Source organism: Anaeromyxobacter sp. Red801 (assembly GCF_049201065.2).
In the GTDB taxonomy this organism is placed as follows: domain Bacteria; phylum Myxococcota; class Myxococcia; order Myxococcales; family Anaeromyxobacteraceae; genus Anaeromyxobacter.
The window spans coordinates 3,615,387-3,640,475 of record NZ_CM181236.1 but is presented as its reverse complement, the minus strand read 5'-3'; the positions used below and the strand labels follow the sequence as shown (position 1 = coordinate 3,640,475).

Here is a 25,089-nt window from a genome sequence, read left to right as displayed (position 1 = left end):
GGCGAGGAAGTAGCCCGAAGCCGCCGCCGGGACAAGCCCGGCGGGTCCGCGCCCGCCCTACTTCTCGCGCATGTACGGGTACTCGAAGCGGACCGCCGGGTCGAACGTCTCCTTGATCGCGCGGATCGAGACCCAGCGGTACAGGTTCGCGAGGCTCCCGGCCTTGTCGTTCGTGCCGGAGGCGCGCGCGCCGCCGAACGGCTGCTGGCCCACCACCGCGCCGGTCGGCTTGTCGTTCACGTAGAAGTTGCCGGCGGCGTCGGCGAGGCGGCGGGTGAGGTCGGCGACGGCCTCGCGGTCGCGCGCGAAGATGGCGCCGGTGAGCCCGTACGGCGAGGTGGTGGAGCAGAGCTCGAGCGCCTCGTCGAGGCGGATGTCCGCGTAGACGTACACGGTCAGCACCGGCCCGAAGATCTCCTCCTCCATGAGCTTGAAGTGCGGGTTCACCGTCTCGATGACGGTGGGCTCGATGAAGAAGCCCTTCGAGTCGTCGCAGCCGCCGCCCGCCAGGATCTTGGCCTGCGAGGACGAGCGGGCCACGTCGATGTGCTTGCGGATGGAGTCGAACGCGCCGCGGTCGATGACCGCGCCCATGAACGTGGTGAAGTCCTCCACCTCGCCCATCTCGATCTCGGCCACCATGCCCAGCAGCCGCTCGCGGAGCTGCGGCCAGAGGCTCTCCGGCACGTAGGCGCGCGAGGCGGCCGAGCACTTCTGGCCCTGGTACTCGAACGCGCCGCGGACGAGCGCGGTGGCGGCCGCGTCCACGTCGGCGGACGGGTGTACGAACACGAAGTCCTTGCCGCCGGTCTCGCCCACGATGCGCGGGTACCCGTGGTAGCGCGGCAGGTTCTCGCCGATGGTGCGCCACATCTGCTGGAACACGCCGGTCGAGCCGGTGAAGTGCAGGCCGGCGAGGTCGGCGCTGGCGAGCGCGGGGTCGCCCACCGCGCGCCCCGGGCCGGGGACGAAGTTGATCACCCCCGGCGGCAGCCCGGCCGCCTCCAGCAGCTTCATCACGTGCCAGGCCGAGTAGATCGCGCTCGAGGCCGGCTTCCACACCACCGTGTTGCCCATGAGCGCCGGGGCGGTGGGCAGGTTCGCCGCGATGGAGGTGAAGTTGAACGGCGTGACCGCGAAGACGAAGCCCTCCAGCGCGCGGTACTCGGTGCGGTTCCACTGGCCGGGCGGCGAGACCGGCTGGTCGTGGTGGATCCGCTCCATGAAGTGCGGGTTCCAGCGCCAGAAGTCGATGATCTCGCAGGCGGCGTCGATCTCGGCCTGGTAGGGCGTCTTCGACTGGCCCAGCATGGTGGCGGCGTTCAGTGTCTGGCGCCACGGGCCGGCCAGCAGATCGGCGGCCTTGAGCAGCACCGCCGCCCGGTCGTGCGGCGGCATGGCCGACCAGGTCTTGCGCGCCTGCAGCGCCGCCTCGATGGCGGCCTGGACCTCGGCGGGCCCGGCCTGGTGGAAGCGCGCCAGGCGCTGGCCGTGGCGGTGCGGCACCCGCACCTCGGCGATGCGGCCGGTGCGCACCTCGCGCCCGCCGATGACGAGCGGGATCTCGATCTCGCGCGAGGACAGCTCGGCGAGGCGCGCCTTCAGCGCGGCGCGCTCGGGCGTGCCGGGCGCGTAGGAGAGGACCGTCTCGTTGCGGGGATCGGGGATGCGGAAAGCGCCGTTCGACATCGGTGCCACCCTCCTAGGGCCGTTCGAGCGCGCGCAACATAACCCCTCTCGGTGAATCCTGCCCAGGTCGCGGCAGGGGCGCCCGGCCGGAGACCCGCCGTCGGCGGGCGGGGGCGCCGGAGGTCAGGCGCCGGGGTCGGGGCACATGGGCGGGCCCCGGAACGCCACCGGCGCGGGCGCCGCGGCGCCGTCGCCGCCGGGGCGCGGCGCGTCGCGCGCGTCCAGGGTCCGCGCGCGGGGCCCCCAGTGCAGGCCGACCGAGGTCCCGGTGGTCATGGTGGCGAGCTGGATGGGCAGCATCGCCCAGTAGGCCGGCGCGGCGAGGTAGCCCACCAGCAGCGCCGCGGCGTGCCCCACCAGCGAGAGCGCGAACGCCTTCCACGCGCTCCCCGCCGTCGGCCCGTCGCGCCCGACGAGCAGCCCCCCCAGCACCGCGCCGAGCGGCGGCACGAACAGCGTGACCGCCGCGAGCCCGTAGGCGGCCCGGCGGAAGTTGCCCACCGAGGCGGACACCGTACCGCTGGTGAAGAGCTTGAGGGTGCCGTACGCGGCGAGGACCACCGCCGCGTCGCCGGCGAGCAGCCCCGCGCCGGAGCCGGCCAGCTCCCCCGCGCCGAACGGGCCGCGGTCGAGGACGCGGACGCCGCCCGGGAGCGTCTCGGGCGCGGGCGGCCGGAGGTCCGGCACGCGCAGCTCGCCCGCGGGCTGGGCGGCGAGGAGCACGGCGGCGAGCGCGAGGGTGGGCGCCATCACCGGCACGATGCGGCGCGCGCGCGCCCGGCGGCGCCTCCGGCGGGGAGGGAAGTTGGGGCACGCGCGCGCGCCCGCGGGGTGGACGCCGCCAGCCCTACCGCTCGCCCGCCTCCTCGTCTCCCCCGGCGAGCCCGTACTTGCGGAGCTTGTCGTGCAGGGTGACGCGCGACATGCCCAGCCGCCGCGCCGCCTCGCTCCGGTTCCCGTGCGCGGCGCGCAGCGCGTCCACGATGAGCCCGCGCTCGTACGCCTCCACGCGCTGCTTGAGCGGGAGCGGCGCGCTCTCGGCCGCCGGCGCCTCGGGCGAGCCGGCGGTCGGCTCGCCCGGCAGGAGCGACAGGTCGAGGCCGTCGGGCGGCGAGAGCGCCACCAGCCCCTCGATCGCGTTCTCCAGCTCGCGCACGTTCCCCGGCCAGCGGTGCGCGGCCAGCCGGTCGAACAGCGCCGGCGGGACGTGCAGCGGGGACGCGCCGAACCGGTCGGCGAAGCGCTCCAGGAAGTGGCGCGCCAGCACCGGGATGTCCTCGGGGCGGTCGCGGAGCGGCGGGATGGAGAGGTGGACCACGTCGAGGCGGTAGTAGAGGTCCTCGCGGAAGCGGCCGGCGCGCACCAGCTCCTGCAGGTCGGTGCGTGGCGGCGATCACGCGCACGTCCACCGTGCGGGCCTTCTCGTCGCCCACCGGCCGGACCTCGCCCTCCTGGAGCACGCGCAGCAGCTTCCCCTGCGCGGGCGCGGCCAGCTCGCCCACCTCGTCGAGCAGGATGGTCCCGCCGTCGGCCTCGCCGAACAGGCCCGGCCGCGAGCGCACCGCCCCGGTGAACGCGCCCTTCACGTGCCCGAACAGCTCGGCCTCGGCCAGCTCCGGCGAGAGCGCGGCGCAGTTGAACCGCACGAACGGCCCGCCAGCGCGGCGCGAGGCGCGCACGATCGCCTCGGCCACGCGCTCCTTGCCGGTGCCGCTCTCGCCGGTGATGAGCACGGTGACGTCGCGCGGCGCCACCCGCCCCACCAGCACCGCCAGCCGGCGCATGGCCTCGGAGGAGAAGACCATCGAGCGCGAAAGGGCCAGCTCGCCGGCCAGCCGCTCGTTCTCGTCGGCGAGCCGCACCGCCTCGACCGCGCGGCGCACCACCGCCAGCAGCTCCTCGGTCTCGAACGGCTTCTTGAAGTAGTCGTAGGCGCCCGCCTTCACCGCCTCGACCGCCTGGCGCTCCGAGCCGTGCGCGGTGATCACCACCACGCGCGTGGCGGGGTGGCCGGCGGTGACCTTGCGGAGCAGCGCCATGCCGTCCAGGCGCGGCATGCGGAGGTCGGTGAGCACGAGCGGGAACGGCTGCGCGGCGAGCTTCTCGAGCGCCGTCTCGCCGTCGGCGGCCTCCTCCACCTCCAGCCCCTCCGACGCGAGGATCTCGCGCAGCGTGTAGCGGACGCCGGGATCGTCGTCCACCACCAGCACCCGCGCCCCGCCGCGCCGCTCCGGCTGCTCGCTCATGCCACCGCTCCCGTCCCCGCGCCGGCGGGGGTGGCGGGCAGGGTGAGCTCGGCCACCATCCCGCCGCCCGCGCGCGGGGAGAGGACCAGGTCGCCGCCGTGCTGCCGCGCCAGGGACCGGGCGATGGTGAGCCCCAGCCCCGAGCCGCTCGCCTTGGTGGTGAAGCCGGGGGAGAACGCGGCGTCCCGCACCGCGGGGTCGAGGCCCGGGCCGCGGTCCTGGACCCGGATCCGCGCCCCGCCGCCCGGGGCCGGCGCCGCCTCCAGCTCCACCGCGGCGCCCGCCGGGCTCGCGTCGAGCGCGTTCTGCACCAGGTTCACCAGGATCTGCTTCACCTTCCGCGGATCGCAGCGCGCGCGCACCGCCGCGCCGCGCGCCTCCACCGCCACGCCGCGCTCGCGCGCCAGCCCCTCGTGCAGCGCCGCCACCTCGCGCGCCAGCGCCGCCACGTCGCAGTCGTCCAGCACGAGCGGCACCAGCGGCCGGGAGAAGTTCAGGAAGCCGTCCAGGATGGCCTGCATCCGGCCCACCTCCTGGCGGAGCACCGCGAGCCGCTCGGTGGGCTTGCCCGGGCCGACCCCCTGCGCCAGCAGGCCGGCCAGCCCCTTCACGCTGGCGAGCGGGTTCTTCAGCTCGTGCGCGATCTCGCCGGAGAGCGCGGTCAGCTCCTCGGCCCGCTCGGCGTACGCGCGGAGCGAGTCCTGCTGCGCCGCGAGCGCGCGCCGGAGGATGGCCTCGAACACCTTGCGGCCGGCCCGGCCCGCGAAGGCGATCGACACGAGCACGACGGTGAGGAAGCCGGCGTGCAGGCCCAGGCCCACCGGCGGCGGCCGCCGCGCCGCGCCGCCCAGCAGCTCCAGCTCGAGCGGCGCCGCGCCGGTGGCGCCCAGCACGGCGAACGTCCAGACGGCCAGCACCTGGAAGGCGGTGAGCCAGGCGGACACCGGCGGGCGCACGAAGACGTTCACGATGACCGCGAGCAGCACCGCCACGTAGATGAACGGGCTCCCGAGCCCGCCGGTGGCGGCGGTGAGGGTCATCTGCCCGACCACCGCCGCCACGAGGTTGATCCGGACCTGCCCGGGCGCGAGCCCGCCGCGGCGGCGGAAGCGGACGTACTCGATGATGAAGAACGCCGCGACCGTCACGAGGATCGCCGCGAGCAGCGCCCGCCGCCAGCCGGTGGGATCCACCCACGCCATCCAGGCGCCGGCGGCCAGCACCAGCGGGACCAGCAGCAGGCGCGCGCCGACGAGCTGCCCGAACAGCCGGGACAGCTCCTCGCGCTGGATCTGGTCGTGGCCGGGCGGTGGCATCTGAACGATCCGGGGGGCGGGGCGGCTCGCCGCGACCACCATACGACGGGCGGCGTTCCTGCGCACGGGCGGCGCACGGACGCGCATGCAGGAAGTCGAGCGGACGCCCGCGGGTCACGCTAGATTCGCGCGACCCATGGAACCCGTCGTGGAGATCCGCGGGGTCCGCAAGCAGTTCGGCGGGCTGACCGCGCTGGAGCGCGTGGACCTCGAGATCCGCGCCGGCGAGATCTTCGCCCTGCTCGGCCCGAACGGCGCCGGCAAGACCACGCTCATCTCGATCATCGCCGGCCTGCTCCGGGCCACCGAGGGCGAGGTGCGAGTGCTGGGCAAGGACGTGGTGCGCGACTACCGCCACACCCGGCGCGCCATCGGCCTCGTCCCGCAGGAGATCAACTTCGACCCGTTCTTCACGGTCGAGGAGACGCTCCGCATCCAGGCCGGCTACTTCGGCGTGGAGCTCCGGGAGGAGCGGCTGGTGGAGATCCTCCGCGCGCTCGACCTGCTCGGGAAGCGGACGGTGAACAGCCGCGCGCTCTCCGGCGGCATGAAGCGGCGCCTCCTCATCGGCAAGGCGCTGGTGCACGACCCCAAGGTCCTGTTCCTCGACGAGCCCACCGCCGGCGTGGACGTCGAGCTGCGCCGGTCGCTCTGGGAGTACGTGCGCACGCTGCGCGCCCGCGGGACCACGGTGGTCCTGACCACGCACTACCTCGAGGAGGCCGAGGAGCTGGCCGACCGGGTGGGCGTGATCGACCGCGGCCGGCTGCTGGCGCTGGAGGGCAAGGACGAGCTGCTCCGGCGGCACGGCGCGAAGCGCTCCGGCTGGTGCTGGACGTGCCGCGGGCGGAGGTCCCGCCGTCGCTGGCGGCGCTGGGCGGCAAGCTGGAGGAGGGCGGCGCGGCGGTGGCGGTGGAGGTGCCGGCCGGCGAGGGCTTCGGCCCGGTGCTGCGCGCCGCGGCGGCGGCGGGGCTCGGGGTGAAGGACGTGGAGACCCGGCGCACCACGCTCGAGGATGTGTTCGTCCGGCTGCTGGCCGGCGGGCAGGCGCGGGGGGGCCGATGATCTCGCTCGGGCTGCGGACGCTGTTCGTGAAGGAGGTGCGCCGGTTCCTGCGCGTGCCGGGGCAGACGCTGCTCTCGCCGCTCGTGACCACGACGCTCTACTTCGTGGTGTTCGGCTACTCGCTGGGTGCCCGCCTCGCCGACGTGGAGGGCGTGCCCTACGCGCGCTTCATCGTGCCGGGCCTGGTCACGCTGGGCGTGGTCACGAACGCCTACCTGAACAGCGCCTCCTCGCTGTTCGTGATGAAGCTGCAGGGCACCATGGTGGACCTGCTCGTGTCGCCGCTCTCGTACGGCGAGGTGCTGGCCGGCTTCCTGGGCGCGGCGGTGGTCCGCGGCGTGCTGGTGGGCGGGGTGATGTGGCTGGTGGCCGGCGCGTTCGGCGGGTTCGAGCTCGCCCACCCGCTCGCGGCGGTGGCGCTGCTGGTGCTGGTGGCGGTGGTGTTCGCCGCCCTCGGCGTCGTCACGGCGATCTGGGCCAGCACGTTCGAGCAGGTGAACTTCTTCCCGACCTTCTTCATCACGCCCCTCACGTTCCTGGGCGGCGTCTTCTACTCGATCGAGATGCTGCCGCCGGCGCTCCGGCGGCTCACCGCGCTCAACCCGATCTTCTACATGGTGGACGGGGTGCGGTTCGGGATGCTCGGGATCTCCGACGCCGCGCCGTGGGTGGGCGCGGCGATGCTGGTGGTGCTCGCGGCGATCTCGGTGGGCGGCGCGTACGCGATGCTGCGGTCCGGCTACAAGCTGAGGGGCTGAGCCGCCGAGCCCCTGCCTCTCCCACCTAGGGTGGACGACCCATCCGGAGCTTTTCGGGATCGAATTCGGCCCGTCTTGGGTTTATGCTACGGCGCCCTCAGACCGGGGGAACGCGAAATCTCGATTCACGGAGGTCACTTCACATGCGTCGTCTGTCGGTCGTCCTGCTCACCGCGCTCGCCGTGGCGGGATGCAAGAAGCAGCAGCCCCCGCCCCCGCAGCAGCCCGCCGCCGCCGCGCAGCAGGCCGGCGCGCCCGCGGCCGCGCCCGTGGCGGGCAAGGTCCTCGAGCGCCTCGACGCGCCTCCGTACGTCTACCTCAAGCTGCAGACCGCCAGCGGCGAGGCCTGGGCCGCCGTCCCGCAGTCGGACGTGAAGGTCGGCGCCGAGGTCTCGATCGTCGGCGCCATGCCGATGAACGGCTTCGAGTCGAAGACGCTGCAGCGCAAGTTCGACGTGGTCTACTTCGGCACGCTCGGCGGCGGTGAGGCCGCGGCCGCGCCCGCCGGCATGCCCGGCATGGGCGGCGCGGCGCCGGCCGGCATGCCCCCGGGCATGGGCGGCGGCATGGGCGGCGCCCAGCCCGACATGGCGGCGCAGCACGCGGCCGCCGCGGCGGGCCCGACCGAGGTCGGCGACGTGAAGGTCCCGAAGGCCAGCGGCGCCGACGCGCGCACGGTCGCCGAGGTCCACGCGCAGAAGGTCTCGCTCAAGGAGAAGCCCGTCACCATCCGCGGCAAGGTGGTGAAGTACAACGAGGGCATCATGGGCAAGAACTGGCTGCACCTGCGCGACGGCTCGGGCACGGCCGGCAAGGACAACGACCTCACCGTCACGACCACCGACCGGACCTCGGTCGGCGAGGTGGTGACCGTGAAGGGCACCGTCCGCGTGGACAAGGACTTCGGCGCCGGGTACGCGTACCCGGTCATCGTCGAGGACGCCAAGGTCGCGAAGTAGCTCGACCGTCTCGGCAGGACGCTTGCGGGCGCGGTCCTCCGGGGCCGCGCCCGTCGTCGTTCAGGGGCCTCACCGCGAACATCCGCTCCGAACATCCGCTCGCCCCGGCCCGCCGGCGAACGACCCGCTCCGAACATCCGCTCGCCCTGAGCCTGTCGAAGGGCGAGCGGTGAGGGTCTCGGATCCTCACCACCGCCTCCCATCCACGTCAGGCCGCCACGGAGGCGATCCGGGCGTTCGCGCCGGAGCGAGCACCGCCGCGAATGCCCGGAGCGCCGACCCCGCGGCCCGCTCCAGGACTGGGCCCGCTGGAGGCCAGGCCTCCGCATCGCCGACGCGAGCCGCCCGTCTCCAGCATCAGGCCCGCTGGAGGCAGGCCTCCGCGTCGCCGACGCGAGCCGCCCGTCTCCAGCATCAGGCCCGCTGGAGGCAGGCCTCCGCATCGCCGACGCGAGCCGCCCGTCTCCAGCATCAGGCCCGCTGGAGGCGGACGCTGGATCTCGAGACGGCGAGAAGGACCCGCCCCGCCGGAGGCGGTCCGCGAAGCGGACGCACGAGATTCGCCTCGCGGCCCGTTCCACAAACGGCCGCGCTCGTCTAGATTCCGCCGGTCTTGCCGAGCGACGCCGACAGCCGCGCCCCCGCGCTCCGGGAGGTGGAGGACGAGGTCCGGGATCTCGCCCGCACGGCGGAGCTGGAGGCGCCGGCGGATCCCGCGGCGCGGCGGCGCTGCGCGGAGCGGCTGGAGGCGCTGCGGGACCGGTGGCGCGAGGCGCCGGCGCTATTCGGGCCGGACACGGTGGAGCGGTTGCGCGCGGTGGCGGTCGCGCTGGCCCGCGCCCCCGCGGCCGCGCCGCCCGCGCCCGGCGCGGCCCGGGCGCTGCTGCAGGAGGTGTTCGGCCACGCCGCCTTCCGCCCCGGCCAGCAGGAGATCGTGGACGCGGTGGTGGCCGGGCGCGACTGCATCGGCGTCATGCCCACCGGCGCCGGCAAGTCGCTCACGTACCAGATCCCGGCGCGGCTGCTCGGCGGGACCACGCTGGTGGTCTCGCCGCTCATCGCGCTCATGAAGGACCAGGTGGACGCCATGGCGCGGGTGGGCCTGCGCGCCGCGTTCCTCAACTCGACGCTCTCGCCGGAGGAGCGGCGCGAGCGGGTCCGGGCGCTCCGCCGCGGCGACCTCGAGCTGCTGTACGCCGCGCCCGAGGGGCTGGAGGCGTCGGTCGGCGACGCGCTCGAGGGCACCGCGCTCTCGCTCATCGCGGTGGACGAGGCCCACTGCATCAGCCACTGGGGCCACGACTTCCGCCCCGCCTACCGCAACCTGGCCGGCCTGAAGGCGCGCTTCCGCGCGCCCGTGCTGGCGCTCACCGCCACCGCCACGCGCGAGGTGGTCCGCGACATCGCCGGCCAGCTCGGCATGGCCGATCCGCTGGTGGTGCGCGGCTCGTTCCTGCGCCGCAACCTGCGCATCTCGGCGGTGAAGAAGGGCGAGGGCGTGCGCACCCGCGACGCGCTGCTGCGGCTCGTGCGCGCGCGCCGCGGCCAGAGCGGCATCGTGTACGCGCTGTCGCGCCGGTCGGTGGAGGAGACCGCCGAGCTGCTCCGCGACCACGGCGTGCGCGCCGGCGCGTACCACGCCGGCCTCGACCCCGACGTGCGCGCGCGGGTGCAGGACGAGTTCCAGTCCGGCGCGCTCGAGGTGGTGGTGGCCACCGTGGCGTTCGGCATGGGGATCGACAAGCCCGACATCCGCTTCGTCATCCACCGCGACCTGCCGCGCTCGGTCGAGGCGTACTACCAGGAGATCGGCCGCGCCGGCCGCGACGGCGCGCAGAGCGACTGCGTGCTGTTCTACTCGTGGGCCGACGTGATGAGCTGGGACCGGCTCCTCGACGACGCCGAGCCCGAGGTGGCCGAGCTGCAGCGGCGGATGGCCCGCGCCATGTTCCGCCTCGCCGACGAGGAGGGCTGCCGGCACGAGCGGCTGGTGGGCTGGTTCGGGGAGCGCATCGACCCCTGCGGCGACGCCTGCGATCGGTGCACCGGCGAGGACGTGCTCGCCTCGGCGCCGGCCGTGCCGCGCGGCGCGCGGGAGCGGCGCGGCGGCGAGCGCGGCCGCCGCGAGGGCGGGGGACGCGGGCGGTCGCGCGCCGAGCCCGTCGAGGCCGCCGAGGCGGACGTGGAGCTGTTCGAGGCGCTCCGCGCCTGGCGCGCGGCGGAGGCGAAGGAGCGCGGCGTCCCCGCGTACGTCGTGTTCTCCGACGCGACGCTGGCGGAGATCGCGCTCCAGCGCCCCGGCGGCGAGGACGCGCTCCTCGACGTGAAGGGCGTGGGGCCGCGCAAGCTGGAGGAGTTCGGCACCGCGCTGCTCGCGCTGGTGCGCGCGCACCGCTCATAGGAGCTGCGAGGCGTCGAGCTCCAGCTCCAGCCGGAAGCGGGCGGCCACGTCGGCCTCGAAGGTGGGCGTCGGCGCGTCGTAGGTGAGCTCCGCGCGGACGCGCAGTACGCCGCCGTCCAGGTAGCGCGCCAGGTCCACCCCCGGGGCGCCCTTCACCTCCACGGCGGTGGGGGCGGCGCCGGCCGGCCGCTGGTAGCTGGCCACCGTCACCGGCGCGCCGCCGGCCGGCGGGTACACCGAGAGCACCACCGAGGCGAGGCCGCGCAGGTCGGTGCCGGAGCCCGCCGCGAGGGCGAGGTCCACCTGCTCCAGCCACAGCTCCGCGTCCGCCGAAGGATCCGAGAGGGCGTCCACCTCGGCGCCCAGGTCGTAGCGGAGGTCGGCGGAGAGGCAGCCCGGCCCGCAGTCGCCCACTCCGCCGCCGGGGTACGCGGGGAAGCGCTGCGCGGGGAGCGTCAGCCGGATCTCGGGCACCTCGAGCGTGGCGGTGGCGAGCGGGCCGCAGCCGGCGAGGAGCAGCGTCAGGGCGGGGAGGGCGCGGAGGCGGGCGCGGCGCATGTGCGGTCCTAGAAGAAGTACTGGAGCCCGAGCTTCACCGAGGGGATGAAGGCCGTGACGCGCGGATCGCGGTAGGTGACCTGCGTCCCGCCGGGATCGCCGGTGACCGCGGTGCCGGACGCCTGGGCGCGGACCCAGGCCACCCCGCCGCGGACCGAGAACGCCAGGCCGCGCTGCGAGCCGAGCTCGACGCCGAGGTGCGCCGCGGCCCAGGCGTAGCCGACCTTCTTCAGGAGCGGCTTCACGCCGTCCGGCACGCCGTCGTTCACGTAGCGTGAGATGTCCCCGTCGAAGAACCGCCCGCCCTCCGCCGTGAGCGCGGGCGAGGCCGCCCAGTGCCACGGGACCAGCGCGAGCCCGCCGTGGACGCCCAGGGCGGCGGCGTTCCAGGCCGGGCCGGCGAACGCGCGCAGCGCCGGGACCGGGCGCCAGGCGAGCGCGAGCGTGAGGCCCTCCGGCGCGCCCGCGTCGAGCGACAGGCCGAGCCAGGGGGTCCCGGCCGCGGCGGGCCGGGCCGGGGTCGCCGGCACTGCGAGCCGTGGGGGCGGCGGGAGCGGCACGTCGTCCGGGGCCGCCGCCGCCGGCCGGGTCAGCGTGGGCGGCGGGGGGACCTCGCCGGCGGCGCGCGCGGCGGGCGCCGCGGCGACCGCGAGCGCGAGGAGCAGGGAACCGGAGCGCAGGGCTGCCATGGCGTGCGGCAGGATAGCGTCGGGCGGTGGGCCGACGGAACGTGGGTCGGCCTCGCACCCCGGGGCCCCGCGCGCGCCCGGGCTGGCGTCCGGCGCCGGATTCGGCCATGACTGCCCTCGACATGGCGCTGCCCTCCACGCTCCACCAGCTCGACCTCCAGCTCGCGAACGTCGATCGCGGCGTGGACCGCGCGCTCTCGCTCCGGATCGCGCGCCATCCGTCGGAGACGATGGAGCGCGTCTGGCTGCGCGCGCTGGCGCTCGCGTGGCAGTGGGAGGAGGGCATCGCGTTCGGGCCCGGGCTGTGCGAGCCGGACGCCGCCGACGTGCTGGCGATGCGGCCCGACGGGCGCGCCTCGCTCCTGGTGCGCGTCGGCCGGCCCGCGCCGGAGCGGGTGGCGCGCGACGTGGCCCAGAACGCCGGGGCGCGCGTGGCGGTCCTGTTCGAGGGGCCGCGCAGGATGGAGGCCTTCCTCCAGGAGGCCCGGGAGCTCCGCCTCGACCGCCTGGCAAGGGCGGAGCTGGCCGCGCTCGATCCTGACCTGCTCGGGACGCTCGGGGCGCACGAGGACCGTCGCCTGAAGGCGGCCCTCACCATCGTGTCCGACCACCTGTACCTCGACCTGGCCGGCCGCTCGGTGGACGGGCCCCTGCACCGCGGCGCGTACCCGGAACCCTAGTCCCTACGGCCGGATACCTCGTCGGGGGATTTCCTGGCCCGATAGGCATGCATCCGCGGCCCCGCCCGTTAGATCAATCGGGACCGTTTCGGTCCATGATGGCTCTCACGGTTGCGCGCACGTGGCGCGCCGGCCGGGAGCGCCCGCTCCGGCCCGCGGAGGCCGACCGATGATCAGGCTGTCGAAGCTCACCGACTACGCGATCGTGATCCTCGCGAACCTCGCGAGGGCGGGGGAGGGCACCCTCACCGCCCAGGACCTCGCCGACCGCTCCAAGGTCCCGCTCCCGACGGTCTCCAAGCTGTGCAAGGAGCTGTCGAAGGCGGGGCTCGTGCTCTCGCACCGCGGGCGGCACGGCGGGTACGGGCTCGCCCGGCCGGCCGACGCGATCTCCATCGCGGAGATCGTGGAGGCGCTGGAGGGCCCCATCGCGCTCACCTCGTGCGTGGAGCCCGGCGCGCAGCCCGACGCGTGCGGCCTCGAGGCGACCTGCCCGGCCAAGGCGAGCTGGGACCCCGTCTCCCGCGCCATCCAGGGCGCGCTGCGAGGGCTGCCGCTCTCGTCCATCGTCCTGCAGCACTCCAACGAGCCGAACGATCCGAAGGACGCCGACGCCGTGGACGTCGTCACCCTGGGAGCCCACGTCTCATGAGCACCGCGGAGCAGCTGAAGGAGCTGACCGAGCAGAAGTACCGGTACGGCTTCGTCACCGACATCGAGGAGGACAAGGTCCCGAAGGGCCTGTCCGAGGACGTCATCCGCCTCATCTCGGCGAAGAAGGGCGAGCCGCGGTTCATGCTCGAGTGGCGCCTCGAGGCGTACCGCCGCTGGCTCGGGATGGAGGAGCCGACCTGGGCGAACGTCCACTACCCCAAGATCGACTACCAGGAGATCGTCTACTACTCCGCGCCCAAGCAGAAGAAGGCGCTCGGGTCGATGGACGAGGTCGATCCCGAGCTGAAGCGCGCGTTCGCGAAGCTGGGCATCCCGCTCGAGGAGCAGATGCGCCTCGCCGGCGTGGCGGTGGACGCGGTGTTCGACTCGGTCTCGGTCGCCACCACCTACAAGAAGAAGCTCGCCGACCTCGGCATCGTGTTCTGCTCGTTCTCCGAGGCGGTCCGCGAGCACCCCGAGCTGATCGAGAAGTACCTCGGCTCGGTGGTCCCCTCCACCGACAACTACTTCGCGGCGCTGAACAGCGCGGTGTCTCCGACGGCTCGTTCGTCTACGTGCCGAAGGGCGTGCGCTGCCCGATGGAGCTGTCCACCTACTTCCGGATCAACGCCAAGGACACCGGCCAGTTCGAGCGCACGCTCATCGTCGCCGACGAGGGCGCGTACGTCTCCTACCTCGAGGGCTGCACCGCGCCGATGCGCGACGAGAACCAGCTGCACGCGGCGGTGGTCGAGCTGGTCGCGCTGGACGGCGCGCACGTGAAGTACTCGACGGTGCAGAACTGGTACCCCGGCGACGCCGAGGGGCGCGGCGGCATCTACAACTTCGTCACCAAGCGCGGCAAGGCCATGCGCAAGGCGAAGATCAGCTGGACGCAGGTGGAGACCGGCTCGGCCATCACCTGGAAGTACCCGTCCTGCATCCTGCAGGGCGACGAGTCGGTGGGCGAATTCTACTCGGTGGCGCTCACCAACCACCGCCAGCAGGCGGACACCGGCACCAAGATGATCCACATCGGGCGCGACACCCGCTCGACCATCATCTCGAAGGGCATCAGCGCCGGCCGCGGCCAGAACACCTACCGCGGCCTGGTGAAGATGATGAAGGGCGCCACCGGCGCGCGGAACTACTCGCAGTGCGACTCGCTGCTCATCGGCGACCGCTGCGGCGCCCACACGTTCCCGTACATCGAGGTGCGCAACCCGACCGCCAAGGTCGAGCACGAGGCCACCACCTCGAAGATCAGCGAGGACCAGCTCTTCTACTGCCGGCAGCGCGGCATCTCCGACGAGGACGCGGTCTCGATGATCGTGAACGGCTTCGCGAAGCAGGTGCTGAAGGAGCTGCCCATGGAGTTCGCGGTGGAAGCGCAGAAGCTCCTGGGCATGTCGCTCGAGGGGAGCGTCGGGTGATGCCCAGGAGCTTCGGAGCGTTCCGATCACCGCGCAGAAGCGCCGTGGGCATGTCGCTCGAGGGGAGCGTCGGATGATGCCCAGGAGCTTCGGAGCGTTCCGATCACCGCCCAGAAGCTCCGTGAACATGTCGCTGGAAGGGAGCGTCGGGTAGGCCATGGCCGTGAAGGACGACATCATGCTGAGCATCCAGGGGCTGCGCGCGAAGGTCGCCGATCGCGAGATCCTGAAGGGCGTGGACCTCGAGATCCGCGCGGGCGAGGTCCACGCGATCATGGGGCCGAACGGCTCGGGCAAGTCCACCCTCGCGGGCGTGCTGGCCGGGCGCGAGGCGTACGAGGTCACCGGCGGCACCGCCACCTACCTCGGGCAGGACCTGCTCGCGCTCGCGCCCGAGGCCCGCGCCGCGGCCGGCGTCTTCCTCGGCTTCCAGTACCCGGTGGAGATCCCCGGGGTCGGGAACCTGTACTTCCTGCGCACCGCGCTGAACGCGATCCGCCGCGCGCGCGGCGAGGACGAGCTCGACGCGATGGACTTCCTCGCGCTCGCCCGCGAGAAGATGAAGCTGGTGGACCTCGACCCGGCGTTCGGCAGCCGCTCGGTGAACGAGGGGTTCTCCGGCGGCGAGAAGAAGCGCAACGAGATCTTCCAGATGGCGGTGCTGGAGCCGCGCCTCGCCATCCTCGACGAGATCGACTCCGGCCTCGACATCGACGCCCTGCGGGTGGTCTCGCGCGGCGTGAACGCGCTGCGCCGGGCCGACCGGGCGGTGCTGCTCGTCACCCACTACAAGCGCCTGCTCGAGTACGTCGCGCCGGACCGCATCCACGTGATGGCCGGGGGCCGGATCGTGCGCTCCGGCGGCCCGGAGCTGGCGGACGAGCTCGAGCGCACCGGGTACGCCTGGGTGGACGGCGCGCGGCCGGAGGTGGAGCGCGCCGCCGGCGCGGGGGCGCTGTCGTGACCCCTGCGGAGCAGAGCCTCGCGGCCGCGTTCCGCGGCGGCGCCGGCGAGCCGGCCTGGCTGGCGGACGCGCGCGCCGGCGCGCTCGCGGCCTTCCGCGCGGCGGGCCTGCCCACCACGCGCCACGAGGACTGGCGCTTCACCAGCCTGGCCGCGCTCTCGACGCTATCCCTCGCGCCGGCGCCCGCGCCCGACGACGGCGAGGGCCCCGCGCGCGCGCTGCTCGCCGGCCGGGCCGCGCCCGAGGGCGCGCGGCTGGTGTTCGAGAACGGCCGCTTCCGCCGCGAGCTCTCCACCGGCGCGCCGCTCCCGGCCGGCGCGGTGCTGGGGAGCCTCGCCGACGCGCTCCGCCACGCGCCCGAGGCGGTGCGGCCGCACCTCGGCCGCCTGGCGCGCGTGGACGGGCTCGCGTTCACCGCGCTGAACGGCGCGCTGCTCGAGGACGGCGCGTTCCTGCTGCTGCCCCCGGGCGCGCGCGTCGAGGCGCCCATCGAGCTCGTGTTCGCGACCGGCGCGGCCGGGCGCGCGGTGGCGGTGCACCCGCGGGTCCTGGTGGTGGCCGGCGAGGGCGCCCGGGCCACGCTCGCCGAGGTGCACCTCGGCACCGGCGACACCTACCTCGCGAACTCGGTGACCGAGCTGGTGCTGGGCGAGGGCGCCGAGGTCGAGCACCTGCGCCTGCAGGACGAGGGCCCGCGCGCGTTCCACGTCAGCGCGGTGTTCGCCGAGCAGGCGGCCCGCTCGCGCCTCACCGCGCACGGCCTCGCGCTGGGCGGGCAGCTCGCGCGGAGCGAGGTGCGCGCGCGGCTGGCCGGCGAGGGCGCGGAGCTGGCGGTGTCCGGGCTCTACATGGCCGACGGCGCCCGCACCACCGACGCGTTCACCTGGGTGGAGCACGCGGTCCCGCGCTGCACCACCACCGAGACGTACAAGGGCATCCTCGACGGCCGGGCGCGCGGCGTGTTCGCCGGGCGGATCGTCGTGCAGCCCGGGGCGCAGAAGACCAGCGCCCGGCAGATGAACTCGAACCTGCTCCTCTCCGACGACGCGATCGTGGACACGAAGCCCCAGCTCGAGATCTTCGCGGACGACGTGAAGTGCGGCCACGGCGGCACCGTGGGCCAGCTCGACGAGGCGGCGCTGTTCTACCTGCGCTCGCGCGGCGTGGAGGAGGCCGAGGCGCGCAGCCTGCTCATCTGGGCGTTCGCGGCGGAGATGGTGGACCTGGTGCGGCCGGCCGGCCTGCACGCGCGGGCGCGGGAGCTCGTGGCGGCGCGGCTGCCGGCGGGGCGGAAGGTGCTGGAGGCGGCGGCATGACCACGGCGGAGGCACAGGCGGCCGGCGGGCGGGCGGCGCGGCCGGAGGCGCGCGAGGGCGCGCGCGGCGCGTTCGACGTCGAGCGGGTGCGGGCCGAGTTCCCCATCCTGGCGCGGCCGGTGCGGGGCAAGCCGCTCGCGTACCTGGACAGCGCCGCCACCGCGCAGAAGCCGCGCGCGGTGATCGACGCCGTGCGCCGGTACTACGAGGAGGACAACGCCAACGTGCACCGCGGCGTGCACCTGCTCTCCGAGCGCGCCACCCGCCTGTACGACGGGGCGCGCGTGAAGGTGGCCCGGTTCCTCGGGACCGCCGATCCGCACGAGGTGGTGTTCGTGCGCGGCACCACCGAGGCGGTGAACCTGGTCGCGCAGACGTTCGGGCGCCAGCGGGTGGGGCCCGGGGACGAGATCCTCGTCACCGAGCTGGAGCACCACTCGAACATCGTGCCCTGGCAGCTCCTCTGCCAGGAGAAGGGCGCCACGCTGCGCGCCGCGCCGGTGACCGACGCGGGCGACCTCGACGTCGAGGCGCTCGACCGGCTGATCGGGCCGCGCACGCGCCTCGTGGCGGTGGCGCACGTCTCGAACGCGCTCGGCACGGTGAACCCCGTCGCCGAGATCGTGGCGCGCGCGCACGCGAAGGGCGTGCCGGTGCTGGTGGACGGCGCGCAGGCGGTGCCGCACCTCGCGGTGGACCTGCCCGCCCTCGGGGCCGACTTCTACGCGTTCAGCGGCCACAAGCTGTACGGCCCCACCGGCATCGGGGTGCTGTGGGGGCGCAAGGCGCTCCTCGACGAGCTGCCGCCGTGGCAGGGCGGCGGCGACATGATCCTCTCGGTCTCCTTCGAGAAGACGACGTTCAACGCGGTCCCGCACCGCTTCGAGGCCGGCACGCCGCACATCGCCGGCGCGGTGGGGCTCGCCGCGGCCATCGAGTGGCTCTCGGCGGTGGGGCTGGAGGCCGCGGCGGCGCACGAGGACGCGCTCATCGCCTACGCGCTCGAGGCGCTCCGCGAGGTCCCCGGGATCCGCCTGATCGGCACGCCGCGGCGGCGGGCGGGCGTCATCTCGTTCCTCCCCGGCGACGTCCACCCGCACGACGCCGGCACCATCCTCGACCGCCACGGGGTGGCGGTCCGCGCCGGGCACCACTGCGCCCAGCCGCTCATGCGGCGCATGGGCGTCGCCGCCACGGTGCGCGCCTCGTTCGCGGCATACAGCACGCGGGCCGACGTGGACGCGCTCGTCCGCGGCCTGCACGCGGTCCGGGAGGTGTTCGCGTGACCGCGCCCCGCCGCCTCGCCCAGGGAGCCCGCCCGTGTCGGAGCTGAGCGACCTCTACCAGGAGGTGGTCCTCGACCACGGCAAGCGGCCGCGCAACTTCGGCCCGCTGCCCGGGGAGACCCACCACGCCGAGGGGCTGAACCCGCTCTGCGGCGACCACTTCGTGGTCCACGCCAAGGTGGACGGCGGCCGGCTGGCCGAGGTGCGCTTCGAGGGGAGCGGCTGCGCGATCTCCAAGGCCTCCGCGTCGGTGATGACCGGCGTGGTGAAGGGCAAGACCGCCGAGGAGGTGGACCGGATCTTCGAGCGCTTCCACCGGCTGGTGACCGAGGGACCCGCGCCGGACGACGAGGAGGCGCTGGGCAAGCTGGCCGTGTTCGGCGGGGTGCACGAGTACCCCACGCGCGTGAAGTGCGCGAGCCTCGCCTGGCACGCGCTGCGCCAGGCGCTGCGCGGCGAGGCCGCGCCGGTCAGCACCGAGTAGCGAGCACCACCCGAGGGAGCGCGCCGAGGCACGCAGGAGCGGACATGGATCGCACACCCACCCATACCCACCGTGACGTCGAGGCGCTGCAGGTGCCGAGCGGGCACCTCGTGCTGCTGCCGCAGGGCACCTGGCTCGTCGTGCAGCAGTCGCTGGGCGGCCAGTTCACGGCCATGACCGAGATGGGCGGGCTGGTGCGCATCGCCGGCAAGGACGCCGACGCGCTGGGCGAGGCGTTCGTGGAGGAGGCGCGGCGGTTCGAGCAGGAGCGCACCGCCGCCGCCGAGGGGCCGTTCGAGGAGCAGAAGATCTGGGACGCGCTCGGGACGGTCTACGACCCGGAGATCCCGGCCAGCATCGTGGAGCTGGGCCTGGTGTACGCGGTCGCGGCCGAGCCTGTCGAGGGCGGCCACAAGGTGCGGATCGTCATGACCCTGACCGCGCCGGCCTGCGGCATCGGCCCGGTGCTGGTGGACGACGTCCGCCGCAAGGTGCTGGGCGTGCCCGGGGTGAAGGACGCCGAGGTGGACCTGGTGTTCGACCCGCCCTGGGATCCGTCCAGGATGAGCGACGCGGCCAAGCTCCAGCTCGGCTTCATGTAGCCGCGCGCCGCCCCGCGGCTACGCGTCCACCGCGTACTTCAGCACGGTCGAGGCGATCCGGATCACGTCGCCGTGCCGGAGCGTCTGCTCCTTCACCTGCTTCGAGTTCAGGAACGTGCCGTTGGTGGAGTCGAGGTCCACGAGCACGTGCGCGCCGCCCGACACGAAGATGCGGGCGTGCCGCCGCGACGCCTGGTCGGACCCGATCACCACCGTGTTGCCCTCCTCGCGGCCGAAGGTGACGTCCTCGTCGCCGAGCGGATAGCGCTTCCCCTGCTCGCCGGCGTCGGCGGAGTGGACCACGACGAGCGCGGCCCGGACGGTCTCGGCGCGGCCGGCCTGCTGCGGGGCGCCGCTCGCGCGGGTTTCGTCGAAGTTCATGCCCATGGCGTTAGCACGGGCAGGGGCGGGCGGTGAAGGGGCTGCCCGGGGGCCGCCGTCGCACCTCACCCGCGCTGGCCGAACGGGTGGAACGGGAAGCCGCCCTCCTCGTAGAAGCGCTCGAAGAACTCGACGTAGTGCAGGCGGAGCGCGGCGATGGTCGGCCCCACCAGGCCGAGCGTGTAGTTCACCGCGTGGAGCAGGACGCCGAGCGCGATCCCCAGGCCCCGGGGCTCGAGCGTGCGGGCGACGAGGTTCGCCGCCTCCGCGAGCATCACCGAGGCGAGCCCGAGCGCCATGAGGCGGGAGTAGGAGAGGACGTTGCCGATCCCGAGGACGAGGTCGAGCAGCGCGAGCGGCCCCTCCGCCAGCACCGCGGCGGCGAGGCACGCGCCGGCGGCCCAGAGCGCGGGCGCGAGCACCGCGCGCGGCAGCGCGCCGAGCGCGGCGCCGGCGGCCGCGGCGGCGACGGCGAGCAGGGCGAGCCTGGCGGCGCGGCCGGTGGCCTGGCGCCAGCGCCGGGCCCGCGCGGCGCCGGCCACCCCGAGCGCCATGCCGATCGCCACGTGCACCCCGCCCACCGCGAGCGCCAGCGCCAGGAAGGACAGCAGGGCCTCGCGCCGGTCGAGGAGCAGCGGCCGCAGCCCGAGCGCCGCCCCGAGGCCCCCCAGCGCCTCGCCGTAGAGCAGCCCGAACAGCGCCGCCGACGCGGAGCACCACCCGGCCACCGCCGCCAGGTCCCGGCCCACCTCGCCGCCCCACCGCGCGCGCCGCGCCACCAGGGCGGCGGCCATCCCGATCAGCCCGAAGGCGACGTCGCCCAGCACCAGCCCGAACAGCACCGGGAACGAGATGGCCAGCCACGGGGTGGGATCGATCGAGCCGTAGCGCGGCAGCGACGTGAGCGCGAGGAGCCGCCCGAACGGCCGCACCCGGGGCCGGTTGCGCAGCACCACCGGCACCTCGCCCCACTCGGCCGGCTCGGGCTGCCGCGCGAACACCGCCACCCGGCCGCCGAGCGCCGCGCCCACCTCGGCGCGCAGCGCCGGGACGCGCTCCTCCGGCATGTAGCCGGAGACCACGAACGCGAAGCGCGTGCCGCCGCAGCGGGCCACCGCCTCGCGCCGCTCCACGGCCCACGCGGCCGCCTGCCGCGCCGCGGCCAGCGCCGGGCGGAGCTCCGCCGCGCGCGCCGCCAGCGCCTCGGCGTTGCGGGCCAGCTCCCCCGGGATGGCGCGCCGGCGCGCCGCGAGCAGCGGCAGGAGCGCGGCGATGGGCTTGCCGGCGTAGTCGGCGGGGAGCGCCGTCTCCTCGACCCCGCGCGCCGCGAGCAGCTCGGCCACGGCGGCCGATCGCTCGCGCGGCACGAGCAGCAGCACGCCCGTCCACTCCGCGTCCACGTCCCTCGACCGCACCTCGCAGGCGCCGTCGCAGGCGCGGCGCACCTCCGCCTCGAGGAGCGCCAGCACCGCCGGGTCGCGGCGGAGCAGCACGCCGTGCAGCTCCGGGGCGGGCCCCAGCGCCGGCCCCTGATCCAGCGGGGCCACCGCGAGCAGCAGGCGCGCGAACCGGTCGGTGGCGTCGCGCTCGCGCGCGAGCGCGTCGCGGCGCCGCTCCAGCCCGGCCACGTCCTGCTCGAGCGCCGCGAGCCGGGCGTCGAGCGCGTCGCTGCCGGGCGGCGGCAGCGCCGGGAGCGGCGGCGGGGCGCGCGCGCCCGCCGGGCGCGGCGGGACCGGCGGGAGGCGCGCGTCCAGCGCCTCGATCCGGCGGAGCGCCCCGGCCGCCCGCGCCGCCTCCTCCGGCGCGGGCTCCTCCGGCGGCGCCAGCGGGCGGGTGCCGGCCTCCCGCGCGCGGAGCTCGACCACCGCCTGCGCCTGCAGCACGCCCAGCGCGGCGGGCAGGGCGTCGCGCGGCCCGACCAGCTCCACCCGCGTCATCGGCAGGATCACGGGGCCTCCGGGTCAGTCGCCGCCGCCGCGGGCGCGGACGGTGAGGACCGGGACCGGCGAGAGGCGCAGCACGCGCTCGGCCACGCTGCCCAGGAGCGCGTGGGCCACGCCGCGCCGCCCCTGCGTGCCCATCACCACCAGGTCCGCGCGCGCCTCCGGCACGGTGGCGAGGATCTCCTGCCACGGCGTGCCCAGCTTCAGCACGCCCTTCACCCCGGGGCACTCGCGCTCGAGATCGCGCAGCGTCGCGTCGAGCCGCGCCTGCGCGTCCGCCACGAGCGGCGTGGCGAAGTCGTACGGGATCGGTCCCTCGTCGCGGTAGCCCGGGACCTCGCAGACGTGCACCACGGTGAGCGCGGCGCCCGCCTCGCGCGCGAGCGCCGCGGCGAGCGCGAGCGCGCGGCGGGAGGCCTCGCTGAAGTCGGTCGCGGCCAGGATGCGCGCGAAGGTCGCCATGGGCTCCCTCCCTGCCGAGCGGACCACCGCCACCTCGCCGGGACGATCGTCCCACCGGCGCGGAGCCCCTGCAATGGCGGAGCGGCGCGGGCACGCGGGGCGCGGCAAACGATCGCGGCACGGGCCCCGGGACCGCTGCCCGGGGGGAGGACGCTCGGGCGGAGCGTGCGGATCGCTCGGCCCCTCTCCACCTTGTTCGCCGACGCATGGAAACCAAGGGAGAGCGATCGATGATGCGATGGAATCGTTGGGGTATGGCCGCAGGCCTCGCGGCGGCGCTCGCGTTCGCCGGCCAGGCGGTGGCGCAGGGCGCAGGCGGATCGGGCGGGAGCACGGGGAGCGGCCAGTCGGGCGGCTCCTCCGGCGCCGGCAGCACCGGCAGCGACAGCGGGAGCAGCGGCAGCATGGGCTCCGGCAGCAGCAGCGCCGGCAGCAGCGGCAGCATGGGCTCCGGCAGCAGCAGCGCCGGCAGCGCCACGCGCGGCAGCGACACCGGCAGCGCCGCGACCGGCAGCACCGGCAGCACCGGCTCGAGCGCCTCGGCGCAGGGCTCGGCGAAGGTCTCCAAGGACCTGGACGAAGGGCTGCAGAAGCTCCACGCGGCCAACCTGTCCGAGGTCCAGATGGGCGAGATGGGCGTGCAGCACGCCCAGAACGAGCAGGTGAAGCAGTTCGCGCAGCGCATGGTGGACGACCACCGCAAGGCCGACGAGCAGCTCACCCAGACGTCACAGCAGATGGGCATCGATCTGAACGGCAGCGCGTTCCAGAAGGAGCAGACCAAGGCCCAGAAGCGCCTGGACAAGCTCACGTCCAAGACCGGCGCCGCGTTCGACAAGGCCTACATGGCCGACATGGTCGAGGACCACCGGAAGGACACCCGCGAGGTCGGCGCGCTCGCGAAGAAGGCGCGGCAGGGACAGCACCAGGAGCTCGCCTCCTTCCTCGAGCAGACGCACAGCACGCTCCAGGGGCACCTCAAGGAAGCGCAGCAGACCCAGAAGGCGCTGGGCGCGAGCCGCCAGGCGCGGAAGCCGCACGGGAGCTCGATGGGCACCGGCTCGAGCGGCAGCAGCACGACCGGCAGCGGCTCCGGCTCGTCCGGCTCGACCGACACCGGCTCCGGCGGCGCCGCGGGCTCGGGCTCCGGCACGGGCGGCGGCGGCACGCACTGAGGCTGGCGTCACGTGCGAACGGGCCGGGGGCTGCGCGCTCCCGGCCCGTCGTGCTATCCGCGCACCAGGCGGCGGGGCACGCGCACGTCGAACGTCGAGCTGCCGCGCCGCACCTTGAGCAGCACCGAGGTGCCCTCCGGTCCGCGGATCGCGTCGATGGCGCCAGCCATGCCCAGCTCGGCCACCCGGCGCCCATCCACCTCCAGCACCAGGTCGCCGCGCCCCAGCCCCACCTCGGCCGCGCCGCCGCCCGCGATGACCTGCGCCACCGCGAGCCCGTCGCCCGAGGGCGCCAGCACGGCGCCGATGCCGGCCAGGTCCACCCGCGGCTCCTCGCCGTCGGCGGTGGGCCGGAGCCGCACCTCGACCGGTCCGGCGGTGCCACCCGGCTCGACCTGCACGCCGCCCAGCACGCGCGCGTGGTGGCCGGCCGCGGCCACGAAGATCGACGAGCGCGCCGGCAGGCCCGCGAGCGCGAACGTCCCGTCCGCCGCGCTCACCGCCTCCGAGAGCACCGGGAACGTGGACGCCGCCGCGCTGGGCAGCGCGCCCTCGACCGACAGCCGCGCCCCCGCGATGGCGGCCCCGGTGACGTCGTCGCGCACCACGCCGGTGAGGCGGCCGCCGGACTCGAGCGCCGCGTCCACCACCGCCTCGCCGCCGTCGCCGGGGATCTCCACCGCCCGCTCGCCGGACGGCGCGTAGCCGGGCGCGGTGATCACCACCGTCGCCGGCCCCGGGGCGAGGTCGTCGAGCGCGTAGCAGCCCGACGGGTCGATGACCGATCGCGTGCGCTGCGGCACCAGGCGCAGCGGGCCGCGGCGCTCCAGCACCAGCACGGTGAACGGCGCCACCGGCGAGCCCGCCGCCGCGGACCGCACGCAGCCGCGCAGGCGGCCGCCGGCGGCCAGCTCGAGGAGGAGGTCCTTCGCGCCCGGCGCCACCCGGCGGAGCGCCGCCGGGGCGCGCCCCTCGGCCCGCGCCCGCACGCGGTAGGCGCCGGGGTCGAGCGGCGGCAGCTCGAAGCGACCGTCGGCCCCGGTGACGGCCTGGGCCGTGGGCGCGTCGTCCAGCCCGAGCACGCGCTCCGGCGACGCGGTCACCAGGGCGCCGGCGATGGGCCCCGCGCCCCTCGCGACCACGCGCCCCGACACCGGGGCGCGCTCGCCCAGCGGCCGGTGCGCGGGGCCGAGCTCCACGGTGACGCGCCCGTTGACGCGCTCCAGCGGGCCGATGTCGGCGCGCCCGGGGAGATACCCGTCCTTGCGCACCTCGAGCACCGCGCCCTCCGGCGCCGCGAACCGGAACACGCCCCGCGCGTCGCTCGTGAAGCGGTCGGGGATCGGCACCAGCGCCGCCTCTCCCGCCGCGCCGAGCAGCCGGACGCTCGCGCCCGCCACCGGCGCGCCGTCCCGGTCCACGACGTGGCCCTCGAGCTCCGCCGCCGGCGCGAGGTGGATCTCGATGCCGCGCACGTGGCGGCCCGCCGCGGCGTCGAGCTGGACGGGGCTGTGCCCCCACTCCGGCGCGAACGGCAGGAAGCCCGGCGCGGTGACCGCCGCCAGGAACCAGCGGCCCGTCTCCGTCGGCTCGAAGCGGAACGCGCCGTCGGGCCCGGTCCGGACCGACGCGGCCGCGCCCGCGCGCGAGAAGGTCAGCTCCGCGCCCGGCACGCCGGCGCCGGTGCCCGCCGCGACGACCTTCCCCTCGAAGCTGGCCGGACCGGCGTCGGGCGGGGCCGGCGCCGCCGGGGGCACGCGGATGGGCAGGGCGGCCGGCGGCGGGGCCTCGGGCGCTCGCGGCGCGGCGGCGGCCGGGGCCGGGGCGCCGGGCGCGGGCGCCGGCGCGGCCCGGGACGCGTCCTCGTCCGGCGCGCCGCGCCGCAGCAGCGCGGCGGCGAGCAGCAGCGCGAGGAGGGCCAGCCCGAGGGCGAGGAACGCGGTGCGGCGGGGGCTCTGCATGCCGGGTCTGTATACCGCGACCTGTCCTCCGGGGCAGGTGGCACGCCGGGTACGGGCGTGCTAGCAC

General features: G+C 75.5%; 20 protein-coding genes and 3 pseudogenes. 13 read left to right on the top strand and 10 right to left on the bottom strand.

The window, feature by feature from the left end; genetic code table 11:
• Window positions 1-57: 57 nt before the first annotated feature.
• The 4 genes and pseudogenes from pruA to ACOQFB_RS16795 form a co-directional block, all read right to left on the bottom strand.
• The gene (pruA, locus tag ACOQFB_RS16810) at window positions 58-1,689 is read right to left on the bottom strand and encodes an L-glutamate gamma-semialdehyde dehydrogenase (RefSeq protein ID WP_059439057.1); all 1,632 of its coding nucleotides are present in this window, start codon (window positions 1,687-1,689) and stop codon (window positions 58-60) included.
• Between the two features lie 123 nt (window positions 1,690-1,812).
• Window positions 1,813-2,439: a hypothetical protein gene (locus ACOQFB_RS16805; protein ID WP_421609814.1), complete on the bottom strand. Its 627-nt coding sequence runs from the start codon at window positions 2,437-2,439 to the stop codon at window positions 1,813-1,815.
• Between the two features lie 97 nt (window positions 2,440-2,536).
• Window positions 2,537-3,935: pseudogene (locus tag ACOQFB_RS16800) on the bottom strand (sigma-54-dependent transcriptional regulator).
• Window positions 3,932-5,251, bottom strand: a complete 1,320-nt coding sequence (locus ACOQFB_RS16795; protein WP_421609815.1) for a sensor histidine kinase — start codon at window positions 5,249-5,251, stop codon at window positions 3,932-3,934. The pseudogene ACOQFB_RS16800 and the gene ACOQFB_RS16795 overlap by 4 nt, the downstream one beginning before the upstream one ends.
• Window positions 5,252-5,387: 136 nt before the next feature.
• Here ACOQFB_RS16795 and ACOQFB_RS16790 point away from each other — a divergent pair.
• The 4 genes and pseudogenes from ACOQFB_RS16790 (at window position 5,388) to ACOQFB_RS16775 (ending at window position 10,434) form a co-directional block, all read left to right on the top strand.
• Window positions 5,388-6,316 (top strand): annotated as a pseudogene (locus ACOQFB_RS16790) (ABC transporter ATP-binding protein).
• Entirely contained in the window at window positions 6,313-7,074 is a 762-nt protein-coding gene (locus tag ACOQFB_RS16785) for an ABC transporter permease (RefSeq protein WP_059439062.1), read from the top strand. The pseudogene ACOQFB_RS16790 and the gene ACOQFB_RS16785 overlap by 4 nt, the downstream one beginning before the upstream one ends.
• Window positions 7,075-7,217: 143 nt before the next feature.
• A complete protein-coding gene (locus tag ACOQFB_RS16780) occupies window positions 7,218-8,033 on the top strand; it encodes a hypothetical protein (RefSeq protein WP_059439061.1) in 816 nt (271 codons plus the stop codon).
• Between the two features lie 613 nt (window positions 8,034-8,646).
• A complete protein-coding gene (locus ACOQFB_RS16775; protein ID WP_421609816.1) occupies window positions 8,647-10,434 on the top strand; it encodes a RecQ family ATP-dependent DNA helicase in 1,788 nt (595 codons plus the stop codon).
• Here ACOQFB_RS16775 and ACOQFB_RS16770 read toward each other — a convergent pair.
• Complete coding sequence (locus tag ACOQFB_RS16770; RefSeq protein WP_421609817.1) at window positions 10,429-10,992, bottom strand: hypothetical protein; 564 nt, start codon at window positions 10,990-10,992, stop codon at window positions 10,429-10,431. The genes ACOQFB_RS16775 and ACOQFB_RS16770 overlap by 6 nt on opposite strands.
• A gap of 8 nt (window positions 10,993-11,000) precedes the next feature.
• Window positions 11,001-11,681, bottom strand: coding sequence for a hypothetical protein (locus tag ACOQFB_RS16765; protein WP_421609818.1), 681 nt, complete (start codon window positions 11,679-11,681; stop codon window positions 11,001-11,003).
• Between the two features lie 107 nt (window positions 11,682-11,788).
• Between ACOQFB_RS16765 and ACOQFB_RS16760 the strand changes: the two genes are divergently transcribed.
• The 8 genes and pseudogenes from ACOQFB_RS16760 (at window position 11,789) to sufT (ending at window position 19,100) form a co-directional block, all read left to right on the top strand.
• Complete coding sequence (locus tag ACOQFB_RS16760; protein WP_237758163.1) at window positions 11,789-12,361, top strand: YaeQ family protein; 573 nt, start codon at window positions 11,789-11,791, stop codon at window positions 12,359-12,361.
• A gap of 169 nt (window positions 12,362-12,530) precedes the next feature.
• Complete coding sequence (locus ACOQFB_RS16755; protein ID WP_059439120.1) at window positions 12,531-13,013, top strand: SUF system Fe-S cluster assembly regulator; 483 nt, start codon at window positions 12,531-12,533, stop codon at window positions 13,011-13,013.
• Window positions 13,010-14,448 (top strand): annotated as a pseudogene (gene sufB / locus ACOQFB_RS16750) (Fe-S cluster assembly protein SufB). Before ACOQFB_RS16755 ends, sufB begins: the two are co-directional and overlap by 4 nt.
• A gap of 157 nt (window positions 14,449-14,605) precedes the next feature.
• The gene (gene sufC / locus ACOQFB_RS16745) at window positions 14,606-15,412 is read left to right on the top strand and encodes a Fe-S cluster assembly ATPase SufC (protein WP_059439118.1); all 807 of its coding nucleotides are present in this window, start codon (window positions 14,606-14,608) and stop codon (window positions 15,410-15,412) included.
• Window positions 15,409-16,728 (top strand): Fe-S cluster assembly protein SufD, encoded by a 1,320-nt coding sequence (gene sufD, locus ACOQFB_RS16740; RefSeq protein WP_059439117.1) that lies wholly within the window; start codon window positions 15,409-15,411, stop codon window positions 16,726-16,728. The genes sufC and sufD overlap by 4 nt, the downstream gene beginning before the upstream one ends.
• The gene (locus ACOQFB_RS16735) at window positions 16,725-18,014 is read left to right on the top strand and encodes a cysteine desulfurase (protein WP_059439116.1); all 1,290 of its coding nucleotides are present in this window, start codon (window positions 16,725-16,727) and stop codon (window positions 18,012-18,014) included. The genes sufD and ACOQFB_RS16735 overlap by 4 nt, the downstream gene beginning before the upstream one ends.
• A gap of 34 nt (window positions 18,015-18,048) precedes the next feature.
• Complete coding sequence (gene sufU / locus ACOQFB_RS16730; RefSeq protein ID WP_059439115.1) at window positions 18,049-18,498, top strand: Fe-S cluster assembly sulfur transfer protein SufU; 450 nt, start codon at window positions 18,049-18,051, stop codon at window positions 18,496-18,498.
• A 44-nt stretch (window positions 18,499-18,542) separates the two neighbouring features.
• Window positions 18,543-19,100: a putative Fe-S cluster assembly protein SufT gene (sufT, locus tag ACOQFB_RS16725; protein ID WP_059439114.1), complete on the top strand. Its 558-nt coding sequence runs from the start codon at window positions 18,543-18,545 to the stop codon at window positions 19,098-19,100.
• An 18-nt stretch (window positions 19,101-19,118) separates the two neighbouring features.
• On the opposite strand, the gene ACOQFB_RS16720 is transcribed toward sufT, so the two are convergent.
• The 3 genes from ACOQFB_RS16720 to ACOQFB_RS16710 all read right to left on the bottom strand — a co-directional run bounded on the left by ACOQFB_RS16720 (window position 19,119) and on the right by ACOQFB_RS16710 (window position 21,886).
• Window positions 19,119-19,481, bottom strand: a complete 363-nt coding sequence (locus tag ACOQFB_RS16720; protein WP_237758162.1) for an FHA domain-containing protein — start codon at window positions 19,479-19,481, stop codon at window positions 19,119-19,121.
• Window positions 19,482-19,546: 65 nt separating this feature from the next.
• Window positions 19,547-21,430 (bottom strand): V-type ATP synthase subunit I, encoded by a 1,884-nt coding sequence (locus ACOQFB_RS16715; RefSeq protein ID WP_421609819.1) that lies wholly within the window; start codon window positions 21,428-21,430, stop codon window positions 19,547-19,549.
• Window positions 21,431-21,442: 12 nt separating this feature from the next.
• The gene (locus ACOQFB_RS16710; protein WP_059439490.1) at window positions 21,443-21,886 is read right to left on the bottom strand and encodes a universal stress protein; all 444 of its coding nucleotides are present in this window, start codon (window positions 21,884-21,886) and stop codon (window positions 21,443-21,445) included.
• 254 nt (window positions 21,887-22,140) lie between these two features.
• Between ACOQFB_RS16710 and ACOQFB_RS16705 the strand changes: the two genes are divergently transcribed.
• The gene (locus tag ACOQFB_RS16705; RefSeq protein WP_421609820.1) at window positions 22,141-23,061 is read left to right on the top strand and encodes a DUF4142 domain-containing protein; all 921 of its coding nucleotides are present in this window, start codon (window positions 22,141-22,143) and stop codon (window positions 23,059-23,061) included.
• Window positions 23,062-23,114: 53 nt separating this feature from the next.
• On the opposite strand, the gene ACOQFB_RS16700 is transcribed toward ACOQFB_RS16705, so the two are convergent.
• Window positions 23,115-25,022: a carboxypeptidase regulatory-like domain-containing protein gene (locus ACOQFB_RS16700; RefSeq protein WP_421609821.1), complete on the bottom strand. Its 1,908-nt coding sequence runs from the start codon at window positions 25,020-25,022 to the stop codon at window positions 23,115-23,117.
• Window positions 25,023-25,089 lie beyond the last annotated feature (67 nt).

Coding starts and splice junctions, on each gene's coding strand:
- pruA (WP_059439057.1), bottom strand. CDS start 1,689: ATGTCGAACGGCGCTTTCCGCATCCCCGATCCCCGCAACGAGACGGTC.
- ACOQFB_RS16805 (WP_421609814.1), bottom strand. CDS start 2,439: ATGGCGCCCACCCTCGCGCTCGCCGCCGTGCTCCTCGCCGCCCAGCCC.
- ACOQFB_RS16795 (WP_421609815.1), bottom strand. CDS start 5,251: ATGCCACCGCCCGGCCACGACCAGATCCAGCGCGAGGAGCTGTCCCGG.
- ACOQFB_RS16785 (WP_059439062.1), top strand. CDS start 6,313: ATGATCTCGCTCGGGCTGCGGACGCTGTTCGTGAAGGAGGTGCGCCGG.
- ACOQFB_RS16780 (WP_059439061.1), top strand. CDS start 7,218: ATGCGTCGTCTGTCGGTCGTCCTGCTCACCGCGCTCGCCGTGGCGGGA.
- ACOQFB_RS16770 (WP_421609817.1), bottom strand. CDS start 10,992: ATGCGCCGCGCCCGCCTCCGCGCCCTCCCCGCCCTGACGCTGCTCCTC.
- ACOQFB_RS16765 (WP_421609818.1), bottom strand. CDS start 11,681: ATGGCAGCCCTGCGCTCCGGTTCCCTGCTCCTCGCGCTCGCGGTCGCC.
- ACOQFB_RS16760 (WP_237758163.1), top strand. CDS start 11,789: ATGACTGCCCTCGACATGGCGCTGCCCTCCACGCTCCACCAGCTCGAC.
- ACOQFB_RS16755 (WP_059439120.1), top strand. CDS start 12,531: ATGATCAGGCTGTCGAAGCTCACCGACTACGCGATCGTGATCCTCGCG.
- sufC (WP_059439118.1), top strand. CDS start 14,606: ATGGCCGTGAAGGACGACATCATGCTGAGCATCCAGGGGCTGCGCGCG.
- ACOQFB_RS16735 (WP_059439116.1), top strand. CDS start 16,725: ATGACCACGGCGGAGGCACAGGCGGCCGGCGGGCGGGCGGCGCGGCCG.
- sufT (WP_059439114.1), top strand. CDS start 18,543: ATGGATCGCACACCCACCCATACCCACCGTGACGTCGAGGCGCTGCAG.
- ACOQFB_RS16720 (WP_237758162.1), bottom strand. CDS start 19,481: ATGAACTTCGACGAAACCCGCGCGAGCGGCGCCCCGCAGCAGGCCGGC.
- ACOQFB_RS16710 (WP_059439490.1), bottom strand. CDS start 21,886: ATGGCGACCTTCGCGCGCATCCTGGCCGCGACCGACTTCAGCGAGGCC.
- ACOQFB_RS16705 (WP_421609820.1), top strand. CDS start 22,141: ATGGCCGCAGGCCTCGCGGCGGCGCTCGCGTTCGCCGGCCAGGCGGTG.
- ACOQFB_RS16700 (WP_421609821.1), bottom strand. CDS start 25,022: ATGCAGAGCCCCCGCCGCACCGCGTTCCTCGCCCTCGGGCTGGCCCTC.